General features: G+C 66.7%; 15 protein-coding genes. 13 read left to right on the plus strand and 2 right to left on the minus strand.

The window, feature by feature from the left end; translation table 11 throughout:
- Positions 1–6: 6 nt before the first annotated feature.
- The 13 genes from G474_RS23430 to G474_RS0112190 all read left to right on the plus strand — a co-directional run bounded on the left by G474_RS23430 (position 7) and on the right by G474_RS0112190 (position 16,806).
- Positions 7–264 carry a hypothetical protein gene (locus tag G474_RS23430; RefSeq protein WP_026687211.1) on the plus strand — a complete coding sequence of 86 codons (258 nt, stop codon included), beginning with the start codon at positions 7–9 and terminating at the stop codon, positions 262–264.
- A 3-nt stretch (positions 265–267) separates the two neighbouring features.
- Positions 268–858, plus strand: coding sequence for a CoA pyrophosphatase (locus tag G474_RS20615; protein ID WP_051282252.1), 591 nt, complete (start codon positions 268–270; stop codon positions 856–858).
- Between the two features lie 62 nt (positions 859–920).
- The gene (locus G474_RS0112140; RefSeq protein WP_026687212.1) at positions 921–1,841 is read left to right on the plus strand and encodes a CobD/CbiB family protein; all 921 of its coding nucleotides are present in this window, start codon (positions 921–923) and stop codon (positions 1,839–1,841) included.
- 21 nt (positions 1,842–1,862) lie between these two features.
- Positions 1,863–3,044, plus strand: coding sequence for an acetyl-CoA C-acyltransferase family protein (locus G474_RS0112145; protein WP_026687213.1), 1,182 nt, complete (start codon positions 1,863–1,865; stop codon positions 3,042–3,044).
- A 126-nt stretch (positions 3,045–3,170) separates the two neighbouring features.
- A complete protein-coding gene (locus G474_RS0112150) occupies positions 3,171–4,778 on the plus strand; it encodes a methyl-accepting chemotaxis protein (protein ID WP_026687214.1) in 1,608 nt (535 codons plus the stop codon).
- A gap of 187 nt (positions 4,779–4,965) precedes the next feature.
- The gene (locus G474_RS0112155; RefSeq protein WP_026687215.1) at positions 4,966–6,375 is read left to right on the plus strand and encodes a circularly permuted type 2 ATP-grasp protein; all 1,410 of its coding nucleotides are present in this window, start codon (positions 4,966–4,968) and stop codon (positions 6,373–6,375) included.
- A 182-nt stretch (positions 6,376–6,557) separates the two neighbouring features.
- Positions 6,558–7,517, plus strand: a complete 960-nt coding sequence (locus G474_RS0112160; protein ID WP_026687216.1) for an alpha-E domain-containing protein — start codon at positions 6,558–6,560, stop codon at positions 7,515–7,517.
- Positions 7,514–8,251: a proteasome-type protease gene (locus tag G474_RS0112165; protein ID WP_026687217.1), complete on the plus strand. Its 738-nt coding sequence runs from the start codon at positions 7,514–7,516 to the stop codon at positions 8,249–8,251. Before G474_RS0112160 ends, G474_RS0112165 begins: the two co-directional genes overlap by 4 nt.
- Positions 8,252–8,286: 35 nt before the next feature.
- The gene (locus tag G474_RS0112170) at positions 8,287–11,646 is read left to right on the plus strand and encodes a transglutaminase family protein (protein WP_026687218.1); all 3,360 of its coding nucleotides are present in this window, start codon (positions 8,287–8,289) and stop codon (positions 11,644–11,646) included.
- A gap of 98 nt (positions 11,647–11,744) precedes the next feature.
- Positions 11,745–14,249, plus strand: a complete 2,505-nt coding sequence (locus G474_RS0112175; RefSeq protein WP_051282253.1) for a circularly permuted type 2 ATP-grasp protein — start codon at positions 11,745–11,747, stop codon at positions 14,247–14,249.
- 2 nt (positions 14,250–14,251) lie between these two features.
- Positions 14,252–15,151: a transglutaminase family protein gene (locus tag G474_RS0112180; protein ID WP_051282254.1), complete on the plus strand. Its 900-nt coding sequence runs from the start codon at positions 14,252–14,254 to the stop codon at positions 15,149–15,151.
- Between the two features lie 503 nt (positions 15,152–15,654).
- Positions 15,655–16,254, plus strand: coding sequence for a CBS domain-containing protein (locus G474_RS0112185; RefSeq protein WP_026687221.1), 600 nt, complete (start codon positions 15,655–15,657; stop codon positions 16,252–16,254).
- Between the two features lie 117 nt (positions 16,255–16,371).
- The gene (locus G474_RS0112190; RefSeq protein ID WP_026687222.1) at positions 16,372–16,806 is read left to right on the plus strand and encodes a CBS domain-containing protein; all 435 of its coding nucleotides are present in this window, start codon (positions 16,372–16,374) and stop codon (positions 16,804–16,806) included.
- Between the two features lie 63 nt (positions 16,807–16,869).
- On the opposite strand, the gene G474_RS20620 is transcribed toward G474_RS0112190, so the two are convergent.
- Positions 16,870–17,259 (minus strand): hypothetical protein, encoded by a 390-nt coding sequence (locus G474_RS20620; protein WP_051282255.1) that lies wholly within the window; start codon positions 17,257–17,259, stop codon positions 16,870–16,872.
- Between the two features lie 16 nt (positions 17,260–17,275).
- A complete protein-coding gene (locus G474_RS20625) occupies positions 17,276–18,448 on the minus strand; it encodes an FTR1 family iron permease (RefSeq protein WP_051282256.1) in 1,173 nt (390 codons plus the stop codon).
- Positions 18,449–18,450: the final 2 nt, after the last annotated feature.

An 18,450-nucleotide genomic window follows, 5' to 3' on the forward strand; every position in this document is an offset into this window, starting at 1 on the left:
GAGAAGATGCCCCACCAACAGGAAGCCACCATGCTGCGCCAGGAACTGGAAATGCTCATGGAGGAACGGCAGTTGCTGCTGCGGGTGACGGGGGCGGCCGCAGCCCTGATTGCCAGCCTGGATTCCCGCCGTCTGCCCGTGGGAGCCGTGGAGTCCGCCGACCTGGTGGCCACCACCCTGAATGCCTTGAACGAGGAAACCCTGCAGGACGCCCTGGCGGCTGTGCATGCCCATATGGAGCCGGCCGACGGCAAGCGCGCCTGAGCCATGGATCTGCAGCATCTGCAGGCCTGCCTGCTGGCAGCGCCGGAGTCCGTGCCTTCGGAAGGGGATCAGGGCGCCGGTTTCGAGGGGCTGACGCCCGCCGCCGTCCTGGTACCCCTGGTGCCCCGTCCCGAGGGCTACCAGCTCTTGCTCACCCGCCGCACCGACCATCTGCGCGACCATCCGGGGCAGATCAGCTTTCCCGGCGGCCGGGTGGAGCCGGAGGATGCCTCCCCCGCCCATACGGCCCTGCGCGAGGCCCAGGAGGAGATCGGCCTGGACCCGGGCCTGCCGCGCATCCTGGGCTACCTGCCCACCTACCGCACCGGCACCGGCTTTCATGTCTTTCCCGTGGTGGCGCTGCTGCCGCCGCCCTTTGACCTGAGCCTGGATGCGTTCGAGGTGGCCGAGGCCTTTGAAGTGCCCCTGAGCTTCCTGCTGGACCCGGCCAATCACCACCGGGAGCGTATGCACTACCGGGGCGCCCTGCGGGAATACACGGTGATGCCCTACGGGGAGCGCCGCATCTGGGGCGCCACCGCCGGCATGATCCAGTCCCTCTGGCGCCGGCTGCAGACCCCGGGTGGCCTATGAGCCCGGCCTTTCCTGGCGTTATGATGGAGTCTTTCCATCACCTGACGGGTTGAACTGTCCTGATGAGCCTCTTTTCCCTCATCGTCGTCTTCCTGCTCGAACAGCTGCGCCCCCTGGACTATGCCCGCTGGGTGCTGCGTCCCTTCCATGCCTGGGCGGATTTCCTGGAGCGCCGCTTCAATGCCGGCAGCTACCGCCAGGGCATCCTGGGCTGGTGCCTGGCGGTCCTGCCGCCCCTGGCCCTGGTGGCCGGGGCCTACGCCCTGCTGTACTGGGTCAGCCCCCTGCTGGCCCTGGTGCTCAATGTGCTGGTGCTGTACGCCACCATGGGCTTCCGCCAGTTCAGCCATTTCTATACCGACATCCAGCTCGCCCTGCGCCTGGGGGACCTGGAACGGGCCAGGAGCATCCTGGCCGAGTGGCGGGGCGAGGCGGTGGCGCCCCACGGCCCCAGCGACATCGCCCGGCTGGCCATAGAAACGGCCCTGGCCGCTTCCCATCGCCATGTGTTTGCCGTCCTGCTCTGGTTCGTGCTGCTGCCCGGTCCCCTGGGAGCCCTGCTCTACCGCTTTTCCCACATCCTGGCGGAACACTGGCGCCAGCACGGGGCGGGTGGGGAGTTTGGCAAATTCTCGCAACAATTGTTCGCTATCGTGGACTGGTTGCCGGTCCGCGCCAGCGCTGCTGCATTTGCGGTGGTGGGCAATTTCGAGGATGCTGTCTATTGCTGGCGTAATCAGTCGTCCCGCTGGGATGATCCCGAACTGGGCATCGTCCTGGCCAGCGGGGCCGGCGCCCTGGGGGTCCGTCTCGGTGTTCCCGACATCGAGGCTGAAGCCCTCGCCGAAAGTGGCGAGCTGGGTGTCGGCGAAGCGGCTGACGCGGATTTCATGCAAAGTGCGGTGGGCTTGGTCTGGCGTGCCATCGTGCTATGGTTGCTGATGTTGTTTTTGCTTGGGCTTGCCAGTCTGGTGGGCCGCTGATTCTTAGAAGAGGAGATGTGCATGAGTAAGGATATCGTTGTTCTGAGTGCTGTTCGTTCCGCCGTCGGTGCCTTCAATGGTTCCCTGAAGGACATGGAACCTGCCGAGCTGGGTGGTGTGGTGGTCAAGGAAGCCATCGCCCGCGCCGGTGTCGATCCCAAGCAAGTGACCTTTGCGACCGTGGGTAACTGCATCCCCACCGAGTCCCGCTATCCCTACGTGGCCCGGGTGGCCACCATCCAGGGCGGCATGAGCATGGACTCCGTGGCTTTCGCGGTGAACCGCCTGTGCGGCTCCGCCCAGCAGGCCATCGTCTCTTCCGCCCAGGCCATCATGCTGGGTGATGCCGACTTCGCCGTGGCCGGTGGCGTGGAAGTCATGTCCCGGGGTGCCTACCTGCTGCCCGCCCTGCGTGCCGGTGCCCGCATGGGCGACACCAAGGCCATCGACGCCATGGTGTCCGTGCTGACCGACCCCTTCGGTGTCGGCCACATGGGCATCACCGCTGAAAACCTGGCCACCAAGTGGGGCATCAGCCGCGAAGAGCAGGACGCCTTCGCCCTGGAATCCCAGAAACGCGCCGCCGCTGCCCGGGAAGCCGGTTACTTCAAGGGCCAGATCGTGCCCATCACCTTCCAGACCCGTAAGGGCGACGTGGTGTTCGACACCGACGAGCACCTGAAGCCCGACACCACCCTGGAGTCCCTGGCCAAGATGAAGCCGGCCTTCAAGAAGGACGGTTCCGTCACTGCCGGCAACGCTTCAGGCATCAATGACGCCGCTGCCTTCCTGGTGCTGGCCGATGCTGCCAAGGCTGCTGCGGCCGGCTACAAGCCCATGGCCCGCCTGGTGTCCTACGCCATCGCCGGGGTGCCCAACGATGTCATGGGCGAAGGTCCGATCCCGTCTTCCAAGCTGGCCCTGCAGAAGGCTGGCCTGACCCTGGACCAGATGGACGTGATCGAATCCAACGAAGCCTTTGCCGCCCAGTCCATCGCCGTGGCCAAGGGCCTGGGCCTGGATCCCGCCAAGACCAACGTGAACGGTGGTGCCATCGCCATCGGTCACCCGGTCGGCGCCACCGGCAGCGTCATCGTCACCAAGCTGCTCCATGAAATGCACCGTCGTGGTGCCCGTTACGGCATGGCCACCATGTGTATCGGCGGCGGTCAAGGGATCACCACCATCTACGAACGCCTGTAATCCACCAGGTTTTTTGACCTGCATAAACGGCGCCTATGGGCGCCGTTTTTCATGGGCACGAAATATGCACTCCCTACGCTATGATGTTCGCGCTATGTCGAACGGCGTAATCAGGGAGGGTTGGTTGTGAAAAAGAATTTGCCCGTCACCCAGAAGGAAATCCCATTTCCAGCAGGGCGCTACATCGTTTCCAAGACCGATCTGAAGGGGACGATGACCTATGCCAACGATACCTTCGTTGAGCTGAGCGGCTTTGGCCGGGAGGAACTGGTGGGGCACAACCACAACGTGGTGCGCCATCCGGACATGCCGCCCCAGGCTTTTGCCGATCTGTGGGCCACCGTGAATGCCGGGCTGCCCTGGCAGGGTATCGTCAAGAACCGTTGCAAGAACGGCGATCACTATTGGGTGGATGCCCTGGTGGTACCGGTGCGCAAGAACGATCAGACCACCGGCTACATGTCGGTGCGCACCGCCCCCAGCCGGGAGCAGGTCCGCCAGGCCGAGCAGCTGTATGCCCAGCTCAATGGCAGCGGCCGCAGCCTGCCGGCGCCGCGTCCCCAGCTTTCCCTGCGCACCAAGCTGATCGGTCTGGCGGTGCTCCTGGTCCTGCTGCAGCTCTCTTCCAACTTCCTCGGCCTTTTTGGAGGCAGCAGCAGCCTGGCCACCTGGGTCGGGCACGGGCTGGGGCTCTCCGGCATACTCGCGGGCATGCTGCTGGTCCGCTGGCAGCGCCAGACCCTGGCGGGGGTGGAGCAGGCCACCCGGCTCATGGACCACATCGCCCAGGGGGACCTGACCGACCGGATTCCCAATCACCGCCGGGACGAGCTGGGGCGCATGTACCACGCCATGATCACCATGCAGGCCCACCTGAAGGTGATGCTGGCGGAAATCGCCGAGGCGTCCCAGCGGGTCAAGGGGGACGCCAGCCAGCTGGAAGGGGAGATGGGCACCATCCATGGGGAGTCCACCCAGCAGTCCGAATCCGTGGCCCATATCGCCGCCAATGTGGAGGAACTGAGCACCGCTGCCCGACAGGTGGCGGCCGGGGCCGGGGATACGGCCACGGCGGTGGACGAATCCCGCCGGGTCCTGGCCGAGGCCATGGCGCGCATGCGCGATGGCCGTGCCGCCTCCCGCCAGGTGGTGGAGACGGTGCAGCGGGCCAGCCAGACCATGCATCAGCTGTTCGATTCCATCCACCAGATTGGTGCGGTATCCCGGGGCATCCGGGAGATTTCCGAGCAGACCAACCTGCTGGCCCTGAACGCCGCCATTGAGGCGGCCCGGGCCGGGGAGGCCGGGCGCGGCTTTGCCGTGGTGGCCGATGAGGTGAGGAAGCTGGCCGAGCGGGCCGGCAGCCAGACCAGCGAGATCAGCCGCACCGTGGCGGACATCCAGGCCGTGACCCAGGAGGCCCTGACGGCCATGGAGCAGGCGGGGGCCCAGGTAGGTGACGCGGACCAGGCCATGGACCGCTCCGACGCGGGCCTGGCCCAGGTATCCGAACGTTGCGATGCCATGAGCGTCATGTCCCAGCACATCGCCCAGGCCGCCGCCGAGGAGTCCCAGGCCACGGACGACATCGCCAACCATCTGGCCCGCATCCTGAACGGCATCGAGGGCAACGTGGGGCATCTGCAGAGTGCCCACCAGCGTACCGTGGGCCTGACCCAGGTGGCCGACGAACTGCGGGAGCTGATCGCCTACTTCCGCTTCAAGCAGGGCTGAGGACTGTGCCGTTCTGGTGCATGGCCGATCCGGACGGGTTTGCCTGCACCAGTTCTGTGCGTTTCCCGGGGGCGGTGGCTGGTGGTAATCCAGGATTGTTTGTAAATTATTGAATTTTAAACATTTGTACAGGCTGGCATGGTGCATGCTGTAGTCCTTGTGTTCGCTTCCCAAAACGAGAACGTCCATGGCCTACTACAACGAAATGCACGACGCCGACGGCAGTGTCCGGCCCCACTACCGTCCTTATTCCCACTGGCTGGAAACCACCTCTCCCGAACGTATTGCGAGAAAACGCGCCGAGGCTGACCTGGCCTTCCGGCGGGTGGGCATCACCTTTGCCGTCTATGGGGAGGAGGCCGGCAAGGAACGGCTGATCCCCTTCGACATCATTCCCCGCATCATTCCCGCCGCCGAGTGGAGCGGCATGGCGGCCGGCCTGCGGCAGCGGGTCAAGGCCCTGAACGCCTTCCTGCACGACATCTACCATGACCAGGAAATCCTCAAGGCCGGGCGTCTGCCCGCCGAGCAGGTGCTGAACAACGGCCAGTACCGGCCCGAGATGCAGGGGGTGGATGTGCCCGGACAGATCTACGCCCACATCGCCGGGGTGGACGTGGTGCGCGCCGGGGCAGGGGAGTTCTACGTGCTGGAGGACAACCTGCGGGTGCCGTCCGGGGTCTCCTACATGATCGAGGACCGGAAGATGATGATGCGCCTCTTCCCGGAGCTCTTCGCCCGGCACAAGGTGGCGCCGGTGCAGCACTACCCGGACCTGCTGCTGGACAATCTGCGCGCCGTGGCGCCCCTGGGGGTGACCGATCCCACCTGCGTGGTGCTGACCCCGGGCGCTTACAACAGCGCCTATTTCGAACACACCTTCCTGGCCCAGCAGATGGGCGTCGAGCTGGTGGAAGGCCGGGACCTGTTCGTCAAGGACGACACGGTCTACATGCGCACCACCCAGGGGCCGAAGCGGGTGGACGTGATCTACCGCCGGGTGGATGACGACTTCCTTGACCCGGAAGCCTTCCGGGCCGATTCCATGCTCGGGGTGCCGGGCCTGCTCCGGGCCTACAAGGCGGGCCGGGTGACCCTGGCCAACGCCATCGGCACCGGGGTGGCGGATGACAAGTCCATCTACCCCTACGTGCCGGAGATGATCCGCTTCTACCTGGGCGAGGAACCCATCCTCAACAACGTGCCCACCTACATGTGCAGGAAGCCCGAGGACCTTAAGTACGTGCTCGCTCACCTGCCCGAACTGGTGGTCAAGGAAGTGCACGGGGCCGGCGGCTACGGCATGTTGGTGGGGCCTGCCGCCACAAAGGCCGAGATCGAGCATTTCCGCCAGTTGCTGGAGGCCAAGCCCGAGGGCTACATCGCCCAGCCCACCCTGGCCTTGTCCAACTGTCCCACCTTCGTCGAGAGCGGCGTCGCCCCCCGGCACCTGGACCTGCGTCCCTTCGTGCTCTCGGGCAACGGCATCCAGATGGTCCCCGGCGGTCTGACCCGGGTGGCCCTGCGCGAAGGTTCCCTGGTGGTGAATTCATCCCAGGGCGGCGGCACCAAGGACACCTGGGTGCTGGAAGATTGAGTTGAGAGTGGTGGGTCGAGAGTGGAGAGAGGAGCCCCCGGGTTTTGCTCTCGACTCATCACTCTCTACTCACTAAAGCTTTCAAGAGAAGTCGCGAGTGTTCAGGGATTGGAAGTGGTGAGACGAGGGGGATTCTCTCGACTCACCACTCCCAACTCTCCACTCACCAAGAGGAGAACAACATGCTGAGCCGTACCGCTGACCACCTGTTCTGGATGTCCCGCTACATTGAGCGGGCCGAGAATCTTGCCCGCCTGCTGGATGTGACCTGGCAGATGTCCATGGTGCCCCAGTCCCTGGAGGCCGCCAACCAGAACTGGTATGCCGTGATCGTCCTGAACAGCCTGGAGGAAGCCTTCGCCCGCAAGTACAGCGAGGTGAATGCCGACAACGTGCTGCGCTTCATGGTGAGCGACCCGGACAATCCCGCCTCCCTCTTTTCCTGCCTGCGCATGGGCCGGGAGAATGCCCACGCGGTGCGTGGCACCATCACCGCAGAGATGTGGGAAACCCTGAACTCCACCTGGCTGGAACTGCGGGCCCAGAGCTATGAGCAGCTCACCGCCAACGGCCCCGGGGATTTCTTCGAGTGGGTCAAGATCAAGTCCTCCCTGATCCGGGGGGTCACCATCGGCACCATGCTCCAGGACGAGGCCTACAACTTCATCCGCCTGGGGACCCTGCTGGAACGGGCCGACAACACGGCGCGCATTCTGGACGTCAAGTACCACGTGCTCAAACCCAAGGAGGAGGAGGGCACCAGCGACTTCTACCAGTGGGGCGCCCTGCTGCGCTCCGTGTCCGCCTTCGAGGTGTACCGCAAGACCTACCGGGCCGTGATCAATCCGGACCGGGTGGCGGAACTCCTGATCCTGCAGCCGGACATGCCCCGCTCCCTGCTCTTCTGCCTGAAGGGCGTGGTGAAGAACCTGGAGCTGGTGGCCAATGACCAGTCCGGGGAAACCCTGCGCCGGGCCGGGCAGCTGTTCTGCGAAATCCGCTATGCCCGCATCGAGGACATCCTGGAGCACGGCCTGCACGAATACCTGACCGACTTCATGGACCGCATCTACGACCTGGGCAACGGCATCAGCCGCGACTTCCTCGTGCCGGTGTCCACGCAGACGCAGGAGGCCGCATGACCTATTGCGTTGCCATGCGCCTGGACGCAGGCCTGGTGTTCCTCTCCGATTCCCGCACCAATGCCGGGGTGGATCACATCAACAGCTTCAGGAAGATGCATTTTTTCCAGAAGGAAGGGGATCGGGTCCTGGTGCTGATGACGGCCGGTAACCTCTCCATCAGCCAGTCGGTGGTGAACCTGCTGCGGGAGAAGCTGGAAATCAAGAAGGGCCCCAACCTGCACAAGGTCAAGAACATGTTTGAGGCGGCCCGGCACGTGGGCGACTGCCTGCGCGAGATCCACAATCGGGATGCGGCTGCCCTCAAGGACTTCGGCATCGAATTCAACGCTTCCATCGTCCTGGGGGGGCAGATCAAGGGGGAGGAGCCCCGGGTGTTCATGATCTACGCGGCCGGCAACTTCATCGAGGCCACCAAGGAGACCCCTTATTTCCAGATCGGCGAGTCCAAGTACGGCAAACCCATCATCGACCGGGTGGTGAGCCGCAAGACCGGCCTGGACGAGGCGGCCAAGTGCGCCCTGATTTCCATGGATTCCACCATCCGTTCCAACCTCTCCGTGGGCCTGCCCCTGGACCTGCTGATCTACGAGCGGGATGCCCTGAAGATCGGCCACCATCACGTCATCGACCAGGACAACGCCTACTTCAACCACATCCATTCCCAGTGGGGCCAGAGCCTGCGCCAGGCCTTCGCCGAGTTGCCCGACCCGGACTGGAAGCATTTCAAGTGACGTCCTCCATCATTCACCGCGCTTAGGGAGTTCCTGTGTCCATTCACGTCGCCCTCAATCACGTCACCCACTACAGCTACGACAGGCTGGTGAACCTGGGACCCCAGGTGATCCGCCTGCGGCCCTGTCCCCATTCCCGCACCCGGATCCTGTCCTACAGCCTCAAGGTCACGCCGGAGACCCACTTCATCAACTGGCAGCAGGATCCCCAGTCCAACTGGCTGGCCCGGCTGGTGTTCCCCGAGCCCACCCGGGAATTCCGGGTGGAGGTGGACCTGGTGGCCGAGATGTCGGTGATCAACCCCTTCGACTTCTTTCTGGAGCCCTACGCCGAGAAGATTCCCTTCGCCTACGAGGCCTGGCAGCGCCACGAGCTGGCCCCCTACCTCTACCAGCGCAGCGAGCCCGATTGCGGCCCGCGCTTCCAGGCCTACCTGGATTCCGTCTCCCGGGCGCCCACCCCGAGCGTGGATTTCCTGGTGGTCCTGAACCAGAAGGTGCAGCAGAGCGTTGCCTACACCATCCGCCTGGAGCCCGGGGTGCAGACCCCGGAGGAAACCCTGGAAAAAGGCTCCGGTTCCTGTCGGGATTCCGCCTGGCTGCTGGTGCAGCTCCTGCGCCACCTGGGCCTGGCGGCCCGCTTCGTGTCCGGCTACCTGATCCAGCTCACCGCTGACGTGAAGAGCCTGGACGGCCCTTCGGGCCCCGAGGCCGACTTCACCGACCTGCACGCCTGGTGCGAGGTATACCTGCCCGGCGCCGGCTGGGTGGGGCTGGACCCCACTTCCGGCCTCTTTGCCGGCGAGGGGCACATCCCCCTGGCCTGCACCCCGGAACCTTCTTCTGCGGCACCCATCACCGGGGCGGTGGACCAGTGCGAATGTGAATTCGGCCACACCATGAATGTGACCCGCATCTGGGAAGCGCCCCGGGTCACCAAGCCCTACACCGAGGAAGAGTGGGCCCGGATCGAGGCCCTGGGCCACCGGGTGGACGGGGACCTCTCGGCCATGGACGTGCGCCTCACCATGGGGGGGGAGCCCACCTTCGTCTCCGTGGACGACCCGGACGGGGCCGAGTGGAACACCGACGCCCTGGGGCCGCAAAAGCGCATCCTGGCCGCCGAGCTGTTTCACAAGCTGCGCGACAAGTACGCCCCCCAGGGGCTGATGCACTTCGGCCAGGGCAAGTGGTACCCGGGGGAGCAACTGCCCCGCTGGAGCCTCAACTGCTTCTGGCGCCGGGACGGGGAGCCCCTGTGGCGTAACCCCAGCCTGTACGCCAACGAAAAGCTCGATTACGGGGTCACCGAACTGCACAGCCTGCAGTTCCTGGCCCGGGTGGCGGAAAACCTGGGTCTGGACCCCAAGCATGTTTTCCCCACCTTCGAGGACGTGTTCTATTACCTGTGGCGGGAACGCCGCCTGCCGGCCAACGTGGACCCCTTCGACTCCCGGGTGGATGACCCCCTGGAGCGGGAGCGCCTGCGCAAGGTCTTCGAGCAGGGGCTGAAGCAGACCATAGGTCACGTGTTCCCGGTCATGAAGAACGCCGCTGGCCAGTGGCAGAGCGGCCCCTGGTTCCTGCGCGACGAGCGCTGCTACCTGTTCCCCGGGGATTCCCCCATGGGCTACCGCCTGCCCCTGGATTCCCAGCCCTGGGTGGCCAAGTCCGACTACCCCTACATGCACCAGCCCGACCCGGCCCAGCCTTTCCCGCCCCTGCGTTCCCATGCGGAGATCCGCCGCCAGTTCGTCCGGGCCGGGGGTGACGCCATGGCCGCCCAGCTCAAGGCCGCCCTGGCTGGCGCTTCCGGCAAGGGCGGCGCGGCGACCGGCGCGGCGGATGCCGAACGGGCCCCCCTGCCCAAGGAGTCCGCCGCCTGGATCACCCGGCTGGCCATGTGCGCCCAGCCCCGGGACGGCAAGCTCTACGTCTTCATGCCCCCCACCCAGGCCCTGGACGACTACCTGGAACTGCTGGCCGCCGTGGAGGCCGCCGCCGAGGAGCTCAAGCAGCCGGTGCTGCTGGAAGGTTACGAGCCCCCCTCCGACCCGCGTCTGGCCCACTTCCGCGTCACCCCCGACCCGGGGGTGATCGAGGTGAACATCCACCCCTCCCATTCCTGGGATGAACTGGTGGAGCGCACCACCCACCTCTACGACGCGGCCCACCAGACCCGGCTCACCACCGAGAAGTTCATGGTGGATGGCCGGCATACGGGTACCGGCGGCGGCAACCACTTCGTCCTGGGGGGGCAGACGGCCCTGGATTCCCCCTTCCTGCGCCGGCCCGACCTGCTCAAAAGCCTGATCGCCTACTGGCACAACCACCCCAGCCTCTCCTACCTGTTCTCGGGCCTGTTCATCGGCCCCACCAGCCAGGCGCCCCGGGTGGACGAGGCCAGGAACGACAGCCTCTACGAACTGGAAATCGCCTTCCGCCAGATCCCGGAACCTGGCGCCCATGTGCAGCCCTGGTTGGTGGACCGGGTGCTGCGCAACCTGCTCATCGACGTGACCGGCAACACCCACCGTTCCGAGTTCTGCATCGACAAGCTCTATTCCCCCGACGGCCCCACGGGTCGCCTGGGCCTCCTGGAACTGCGGGCCTTCGAGATGCCGCCCCACGCCCGCATGAGCCTGACTCAGCAGCTCTTGCTCCGCTCCCTGGTGGCCCGCTTCTGGAAGGAACCCTACGACCCGCCCCGGCTGGCCCGCTGGGGTACCGAGCTGCACGACCGCTTCATGCTGCCCCATTTCGTGGAGCAGGACTTCCGCGACGTGATGGAGGAAATGCAGGGAGCCGGCTACCCGATCCAGGCCGAGTGGTTCGCGCCGCATCTGGAATTCCGCTTCCCCAAGTACGGCGATTTTGCCGTCAAGGGCATGGAGTTCGAGCTGCGGCACGCCCTGGAGCCCTGGCATGTGATGGGGGAGGAGGGGGCGCCCGGCGGCACCGTGCGCTATGTGGATTCCTCCGTGGAGCGGGTGCAGGTGAAGATGAACGGCATGGCGCCGGACCGCTACGTGCTCACCTGTAATGGCGTGCCCGTGCCCCTGCAGCCCACCGGCCAGGGCGGCGAGTTCGTCGCCGGGGTGCGCTACCGGGCCTGGCAGCCGGCCTCGGCCCTGCATCCCGGCATCGGGGTCCATGGGCCCCTGGTGTTCGACATCGTCGATACCTGGATGCAGCGTTCCCTGGGCGGTTGCCAGTACCACGTGGCCCACCCGGGGGGGCGCAATTTCGAAACCTTCCCCATCAACGCTTTCGAGGCCGAGAGCCGCCGCCTGGCCCGCTTCTTCCGCTTCGGCCACACCCCGGGCAAGCTGCAGGCGGCGGCACCGACGATGAACGCCGAGCATCCCTTCACCCTGGACCTGCGCCGCCCCTAGGCGCCCGGCTTCAGGATCAGCAGACCGGGAGGGCCGGGTTTACAGGGTAGAATCAGCGCCCTTCGCCCCGCCCTCCCGACTTCCCCCCCGCTCCCGCCATGGCCCGTACCCTCCTTGCCATCTATCCCCGTCCCGGCCATCGCTACGATGAGATGCTGGACGAGGACGGCCGGGTGCGGGAGCACTGGCGCAACCTGTTCATCCACCTGGACGGGGTGGCCCCGGAAACCATGCGCCAGCGCCTGGAGTTCGTGGACCGGCGCATCCAGGAAAACGGGGTGACCTACAACATCTATGCGGACAGCCAGGGCCAGGACCGGCCCTGGGTGCTGGACCCCCTGCCCCTGATCATCCCGGCTGGGGAATGGCAGGCCCTGTCCCGGGCTGTGGCCCAGCGGGCCCGGCTGCTGAACGCCATTCTGGCGGACCTGTACGGGCCCCAGACCCTGCTCGCCGAAGGCCTGCTGCCGCCGGCCCTGGTCTATGGCCAGCACGGTTTTCTCTGGCCCTGCAAGGGCATCCGCCCCCCGGGGGATGTGTTCCTGCACAACTACGCGGTGGATCTGGCCCGTTCCCCGGACGGCCGCTGGTGGGTGATCGCCGACCGCACCCAGGCCCCCTCGGGCGCCGGCTACGCCCTGGAAAACCGGCTGATCGTCTCCCGGGTGTTCCCGGAGCTGTTCCGGGACATGCGGGTGCAGCATCTGGCTTCCTTCTTCCGGGCGCAGCAGGAAAGCCTGGAGTGCTGGGCCCCCACGGACCCGGGCGAGCGGCCCTTCATCGTGCTCCTCACCCCGGGGCCCTACAACGAAACCTACTTCGAGCATGCCTATCTGGCCCGCTACCTGGGCTATCCCCTGGTGGAGGGGCAGGATCTCACTGTGCGGGGCGACACGGTCTACCTGAAGACCCTCACCGGCCTGAAGCGGGTGCATGCCATCCTGCGCCGTCAGGACGATGACTACTGCGATCCCCTGGAGCTGCGCGGCGACTCCGCCCTGGGGGTGCCGGGTCTGCTGATGGCCGTGCGCGCCGGGCGGGTGCTGGTGGCCAATGCTCTGGGCAGCGGCCTCCTGGGTTCCGGGGCCCTGATGGGTTTTTTGCCCGCCATCGCCCGGCGCCTTCTGGGAGAAGAGCTGTCCATGCCCTCGGTAGCCACCTGGTGGTGCGGCGAAAAGCCGGCCCAGAAGTTTGCCCTGGAGCACCTGGACGACCTGGTGATCAAGCCCGCCTATCCCACCCAGCGTTTCGAGCCCCTGTTCGGCCGGGACCTGAAGGGGGCGGCCCGGGCCGAGATGATCCGCCGCATCGAGGCCAGGCCCCACGCCTACGTGGCCCAGGAGCTGGTGAACCTGTCCCAGGCCCCCACCTGGAGCCGCGACCACGAGCGCCGGCTGCTGGCCCGGAGCGTCGGCCTGCGCCTTTACGCGGTGGCCACGCCAGGAGGCTACCAGGTGATGCCGGGCGGCCTGTCCCGGGTTTCCAGCAGCGCCCAGGCCCTGGTGATCTCCATGCAGCGGGGCGGCGCCTCCAAGGACACCTGGGTGCTGGCGGACGGGCCCGTCAATACCTTCAGCCTGCTGAAGCCGGTGCTGGGCACCCCGGACCTGGTGCGGAGCGGCAACAACCTTTCGTCCCGGGTGGTAGAGAACCTGTTCTGGTTCGGCCGCTACACGGAGCGCTTCGACGATACCGCCCGGCTCCTGCGGGTGGCCCTCTCCAGGCTGGTGGATGCGGGGGGCGAGACCACCCCGGAGCTGGAAGCCGTGGTGGAGCTCTGTGTTCTGGCCGGCCTGGTGGCACCTGGCCGGGAGGGCAAGGACGGGGCCTGGGTGCCCGTGGAAAGCCGGCTGCTGGCGGCCATCTTCGATGCCGGGGCGGAGAACAGCCTGGCCGCCGCCATCCGCCGCCTGCTCTGGTCCGCCGCCCAGGTGCGGGAACGCCTCTCGGGGGATCACTGGCATTCCCTCAACCGCCTGCAGCGCAACCTGCAGGCCGGTCAGGGCCGCCGGGAAGACCTGGGCGGGGCCCTGGCCTTCCTGGACCAGGTGCTGCTGGTGTCCTCCTCCCTCACCGGCTTTTCCATGGACAACATGACCCGGGACCACGGCTGGCGTTTCCTGGTGGTGGGGCGCCGCATCGAGCGCCTCTCCTTCCTGGCCCGCACCCTGGGCGCCACCCTGCACCAGTTCTGCAGCCAGGAAGGGCGCGGGCTGGAGTGGCTGCTGGAACTCACCGACAGCATCATCACCTACCGCTCCCGCTATTCCCGCCAGCCGGAGCTCCTGTCCACCCTGGATCTGGTGATCTTCGACGACAGCAATCCCCATGCGGTGATGTTCCAGGTCCAGGAAGTCCTGCGCGACCTGGAGCGCCTGGGCCGGGGGCTGGGGGACATTCCCGGCGAGGCCCTGGCCCGGGAGGCGCGCAGCTTCAGCCAGTTCGACCTGGGCCTGTTCCAGCTGGCGCCCCGGGACGCCTGCGCCCAGCTGGCGGAACAGCTGGCCCGCCTGGCAGCGGCGGGACACGAACTCTCGGACCTGCTGGGCATGCGCTTCTTCACCCACGTGGATGCTGTCACCCACCAGACCCTGGCGATCTGATCATGGCCCGTTACCACGTCCTGCACGAGACCCGCTACACCTACGGCAGCGCCGTTTCCCTGTCCCAGCAGCTGCTGCATCTGGTGCCCCGGCTCAGCCCCTGGCAGACCTGCCTGGACTTCGAACTGGGGCTGGAGCCGGAGCCTTCCTGGCGCCAGCGGGGCGAGGACGCCTTCGGCAACCCGGTGGAATGGCTGGCCTTCTACCAGCCCCATGACAGCCTGCTGGTGCGGGCCGAGATGGAGGTGGAAGTGGTGCCCCATCTGCCCGCCGACCTGGACCAGGGCCCCACCCGGGAGGAACTGGTGCAGCGCCTGGCCTACCGTTCCGAGCCGCCCCCGGCGGCAGACCTGGCGGCCAAGCGTTTCCTGTTCGAATCTCCCCATGTGCGGGTCAAGCATGAACTGGCGGCCTACGCGGCCGACTGCTTCGCCCCCGGCCAGGCCCTGCTGGAATCGGCCCGGCAGCTGATGGAAAAGATCTACACGGAGTTCGAGTTCGACCCGGAGGCCACCACCGTGGCCACCCCGGTCCTGGAGGTGCTGGAACAGAAACGGGGGGTATGCCAGGACTTTGCCCACCTGATGATCGCCTGCCTGCGGGCCCAGGGCATTCCCGCCCGCTACATGAGCGGCTACCTGCTCACCCAGCCGCCCCCGGGGCAGCCGCGCATGGTGGGGGCCGACGCTTCCCATGCCTGGGTGGCGGTCTATGCCCCCGGGGCCTCGGCGCACGACTGGGTGGACTTCGATCCCACCAACAACCTGCTGCCCGACACCCAGCACATCACCCTGGCCTGGGGCCGGGACTTCAACGACGTCTCGCCCATGCGCGGGGTGATCCTGGGGGGCGGCGGCCACGAGCCGGAAGTGGCGGTCACGGTGACGCCCCTGGAAGACTAGCGCTTCACCTGTCCTGATCTGCCCTGACTTTGCCCCTGGCTTGGCCCATGACAGCTGATCCTGCCGATCCCGCTTATGGGGGGGCAAGGATTTTTCATGGCCGGTTTTCCTCGTATGCATAAAATGCCCTGTCCGGCAGGAGTTCGGGCGGGCTGCGGCCCGGCCGCCGGATTCATCCATAAACCTAAAAACCTCACCACAGAGACACAAAGACACAGAGAAGTTCAAAAAAAACAATGGCTTGCATTATCTTCTGCGCTCACCTAGAAAGTGACCTGGCCTTCCAGGACAAGTCTTTGTTTTTCCTCGGCGTCTCTGTGCCTCTGTGGTTTAACTGAGGTTTTAAGGATAAAACCAAGCAGGAACCCGGGCCCGGGGCGGGCAGGGCACAGGGGCTTTGATCCACAGGGGGCTTTGCGCATGACCGGCCGGCTGTGGACGGCGTCCCCGGTGCTCTCTGACCCGGGGCGGGTTCCGGACCAGAAACGCCAGAGGAGCCAACCATGAGCATCAGAGAGCATTACCGGGTACTACCCCAGATCAAGGCCGCCACCACCCCCTGCTACGTGATGGAGAGCATCGACATCGAGTCGGTCACTGCCGATTCCCCGGCCCTGCAGGCCATGACCGACCTGTCCCTGGTGCCTACGGCCACCACCTCGCCGCACTTTCCCCTGGAGCAGGCCAACAGCTCCATGATCCAGCACGGGGTACGGCTCCTGGTGGTGACCGGCGAGAGCGGGCGGATCGTCGGCCTGATCACCTCCACCGACATCCTCGGGGAGAAGCCGGTGCTGGTGGCCCAGCAAAAAGGCGTGCGGCGCGGTGAGCTGACCGTGGCCGACGTGATGGTGCCGGTGGACGCCATCGACATCCTGCCCTTCGAGGACGTGCGCAAGGCCAGCGTGGGCGACGTGGTCGCCACCCTCAAGTCCGCCGGCCGGGCCCATGCCCTGGTAGTGGCCGAGGGGCGGGATGGCCGGCACCTGCTCGGGGGCATCTTCTCCGCTTCCCAGATCGCCCGGCAGCTGGGGCTGCCCATCCAGACCCACGAACTGGCCCGGACCTTTGCCGAGATCGAGGCAGTGATCGCCGGCGTCTGAGTTATTTCGTAGTCATCGGCCGGGGCCCTGGTGCCCCGGTTTGTCATGAGCCCTGGACCCGCCCCGGGGCATGGGTGAGAATGGGTTCATGCCATGATCCAAGCAGAGGAGAACACCATGTCGAATCGCAGCCTGCGGGAAGTGATAGAAGGCCAGCGCCTGGTTTCCGGGACGGAGCAGATGAGTGTGCGTGAAGCCGCCCGCCGCATGGTGGAGCACCGGGTCGGCGCCCTGCCCATCCTGCGGGGCCAGGCGATGGTGGGCATCTTTACCGAACGGGACGTGCTGGCCCGGGTGGTGGTGGCCGGCCTCGATCCGGATCGCACCACGGTGGCCCAGGTGATGACCCACAACCCCCTCTCCATCTCCATCGAAGCCCCCCTGGAGCGGGCCCTGCGCATGATGCGCAGCCACAGCATCCGGCACCTGCCGGTCCTGGAAGGCACCCTGCCCGTGGGGGTGGTCACCACCCGGGATGCCCTGGGCGAGGAATGGGTACGCTTCGAAGCGGAACAGGACCTGGAAGACCAGGTGGCGGCGCTGCTGCGCTGAGGGCGTGCAGCTGCCGGACAGTGGCCTGGTTGTTCCGGGGCTGCAAGGCCGCTGCCCCGGACTTCAGGCCGGAGGACAGTTCCGGCGAGGGCCGGGGGGTTCCGGCGGCAGGACGATGCAGGCCAGATGGAATCCCAGTTTTTCCAGCCGCTGGTGTTCCTCCACGCTGTGTACCAGCCGGGACAAGTCCTTCAGGGGGCGGTGGGCCTGGTCCAGGCACAGCCTGCGCCAGTGCCAGGGCAGGGCCGGGCTGCGGCAGCTCTGGACCAGCAGGGCGAATTGATACTCGGCGGCTTTCCAGGCATCGACGCTGCCGTTCCGGGCCAGCCGCCGCCCTTCTTCCAGGAAGCTGTCGATCAAGCCGGGAGTGTCGGGGAAGAGGGCCAGGCGGATCTGGAACCCCTGCCACAACCAGTGTTCCAGGGGGCCGGTGAAGAGGGGCGGCGTTGCCATGGCAGTTTCCTTGGGCTCAGCTGGCCCGGGCGGCACCGGCTTCCGGCCCGCGGCCCCGGAGCCCCCACCAGAGCAGGGGCAGCAACAGCAGGGCGGCCTGGGCGCCCAGGCCCTGCAGGGTGGGGGCCACCCCCAGCCAGCTGATGTGGGGGAAGCCGGGCAGGTGGATGCTGGCAATCCAGCCGGCTGCCTGGAGTTCGACGATGGCCTGGCCCAGGAAGACCACGGAGAGCAGGTAGAGGAGCAGGGCCGTGCTGCCGAAGAACAGGTGGAAGGGCAGGCGCAGGGCCGCCAGGCGCATGACCAGGTAGAGGCCTGCCAGCAGCACCAGAGCGGTGGCGCAGCCGGCTGCCAGGGCCAGGCCCTGGCCCGGGGCCGAACCGGCCAGGGCCTGGTAGAACAGCACGGTTTCCGCTCCCTCCCGGTACACCGCCAGGCAGGCGGCGCCGCCCAGGGCCAGCAGGGAGCCCGTGCCCAGGGCCTGGTCCATCTGGCTGGCCACCCAGGCCTCCCAGCGCCGGGCTTCCCGCTTGGCGAACAGCCAGCAGCTCACGTAGAACAGCACGGCGGCGGCGGCCAGCATGGTCACCCCTTCCACCACCGCCAGGGGGGCGCCGATGGCCTGCAGGATGCTGCTCACGGCCCAGCCGGTGAGCAGGGACAGGGGAATGGCCAGGACCACCCCGGCATGGATCACCCAGACCTTGTCCGCCGCCCCCGCCCGGCGCAGGTAGGCCGCCAGGGCGCCCACCACCAGCATCGCTTCCACCCCTTCCCGGAGCAGGATCAGCAGGGCCTTGAGGAACACCGAGAGGCTGCCGTCCTGTTCCTGGCCATAGTGTGTTCTCGCCTCTTCCAGCTTGTTCCGCAGCGCCTGCCAGGAGGCTGCCAGCCTGTCCCTGGGCACGCCGCGCATGGCGTTGCCGTTGAGGGCGCCGAACAGGACTTCCAGCTCGGTCTTCAGGCCCGGGTCCTTGATGCCCAGGTCCAGCTCCATGCCGGAGGCTTCGAAGATTTCGAAATAGAGGGCGGAAAATTCTCCCGCCGTGGCCAGGGGCCGGGCCGGGTCATAGGCGCTTACCGCCGCCTCGCCCCGCTCCAGGATGGCATCTATGGTGCCCGGGCCGTCGGTGGCTGCCTGCAGGGGCAGGGCGAAGCACAGGCAGAGGAAAAGCCAGAAGGGGCGCATGG

This window comes from Azovibrio restrictus DSM 23866 (assembly GCF_000429665.1).
GTDB classification, from domain to species: Bacteria; Pseudomonadota; Gammaproteobacteria; order Burkholderiales; family Rhodocyclaceae; genus Azovibrio; species Azovibrio restrictus.

Excerpts from the sequence above, each read along its gene's own strand:
- G474_RS0112155 (WP_026687215.1), top strand. The coding sequence starts at position 4,966 with ATGGCCTACTACAACGAAATGCACGACGCCGACGGCAGTGTCCGGCCC.
- G474_RS0112140 (WP_026687212.1), top strand. The coding sequence starts at position 921 with ATGAGCCTCTTTTCCCTCATCGTCGTCTTCCTGCTCGAACAGCTGCGC.
- G474_RS0112165 (WP_026687217.1), top strand. The coding sequence starts at position 7,514 with ATGACCTATTGCGTTGCCATGCGCCTGGACGCAGGCCTGGTGTTCCTC.
- G474_RS23430 (WP_026687211.1), top strand. The coding sequence starts at position 7 with ATGCCCCACCAACAGGAAGCCACCATGCTGCGCCAGGAACTGGAAATG.
- G474_RS0112145 (WP_026687213.1), top strand. The coding sequence starts at position 1,863 with ATGAGTAAGGATATCGTTGTTCTGAGTGCTGTTCGTTCCGCCGTCGGT.
- G474_RS0112180 (WP_051282254.1), top strand. The coding sequence starts at position 14,252 with ATGGCCCGTTACCACGTCCTGCACGAGACCCGCTACACCTACGGCAGC.
- G474_RS0112185 (WP_026687221.1), top strand. The coding sequence starts at position 15,655 with ATGAGCATCAGAGAGCATTACCGGGTACTACCCCAGATCAAGGCCGCC.
- G474_RS0112175 (WP_051282253.1), top strand. The coding sequence starts at position 11,745 with ATGGCCCGTACCCTCCTTGCCATCTATCCCCGTCCCGGCCATCGCTAC.
- G474_RS20620 (WP_051282255.1), bottom strand. The coding sequence starts at position 17,259 with ATGGCAACGCCGCCCCTCTTCACCGGCCCCCTGGAACACTGGTTGTGG.
- G474_RS20625 (WP_051282256.1), bottom strand. The coding sequence starts at position 18,448 with ATGCGCCCCTTCTGGCTTTTCCTCTGCCTGTGCTTCGCCCTGCCCCTG.
- G474_RS20615 (WP_051282252.1), top strand. The coding sequence starts at position 268 with ATGGATCTGCAGCATCTGCAGGCCTGCCTGCTGGCAGCGCCGGAGTCC.
- G474_RS0112160 (WP_026687216.1), top strand. The coding sequence starts at position 6,558 with ATGCTGAGCCGTACCGCTGACCACCTGTTCTGGATGTCCCGCTACATT.
- G474_RS0112190 (WP_026687222.1), top strand. The coding sequence starts at position 16,372 with ATGTCGAATCGCAGCCTGCGGGAAGTGATAGAAGGCCAGCGCCTGGTT.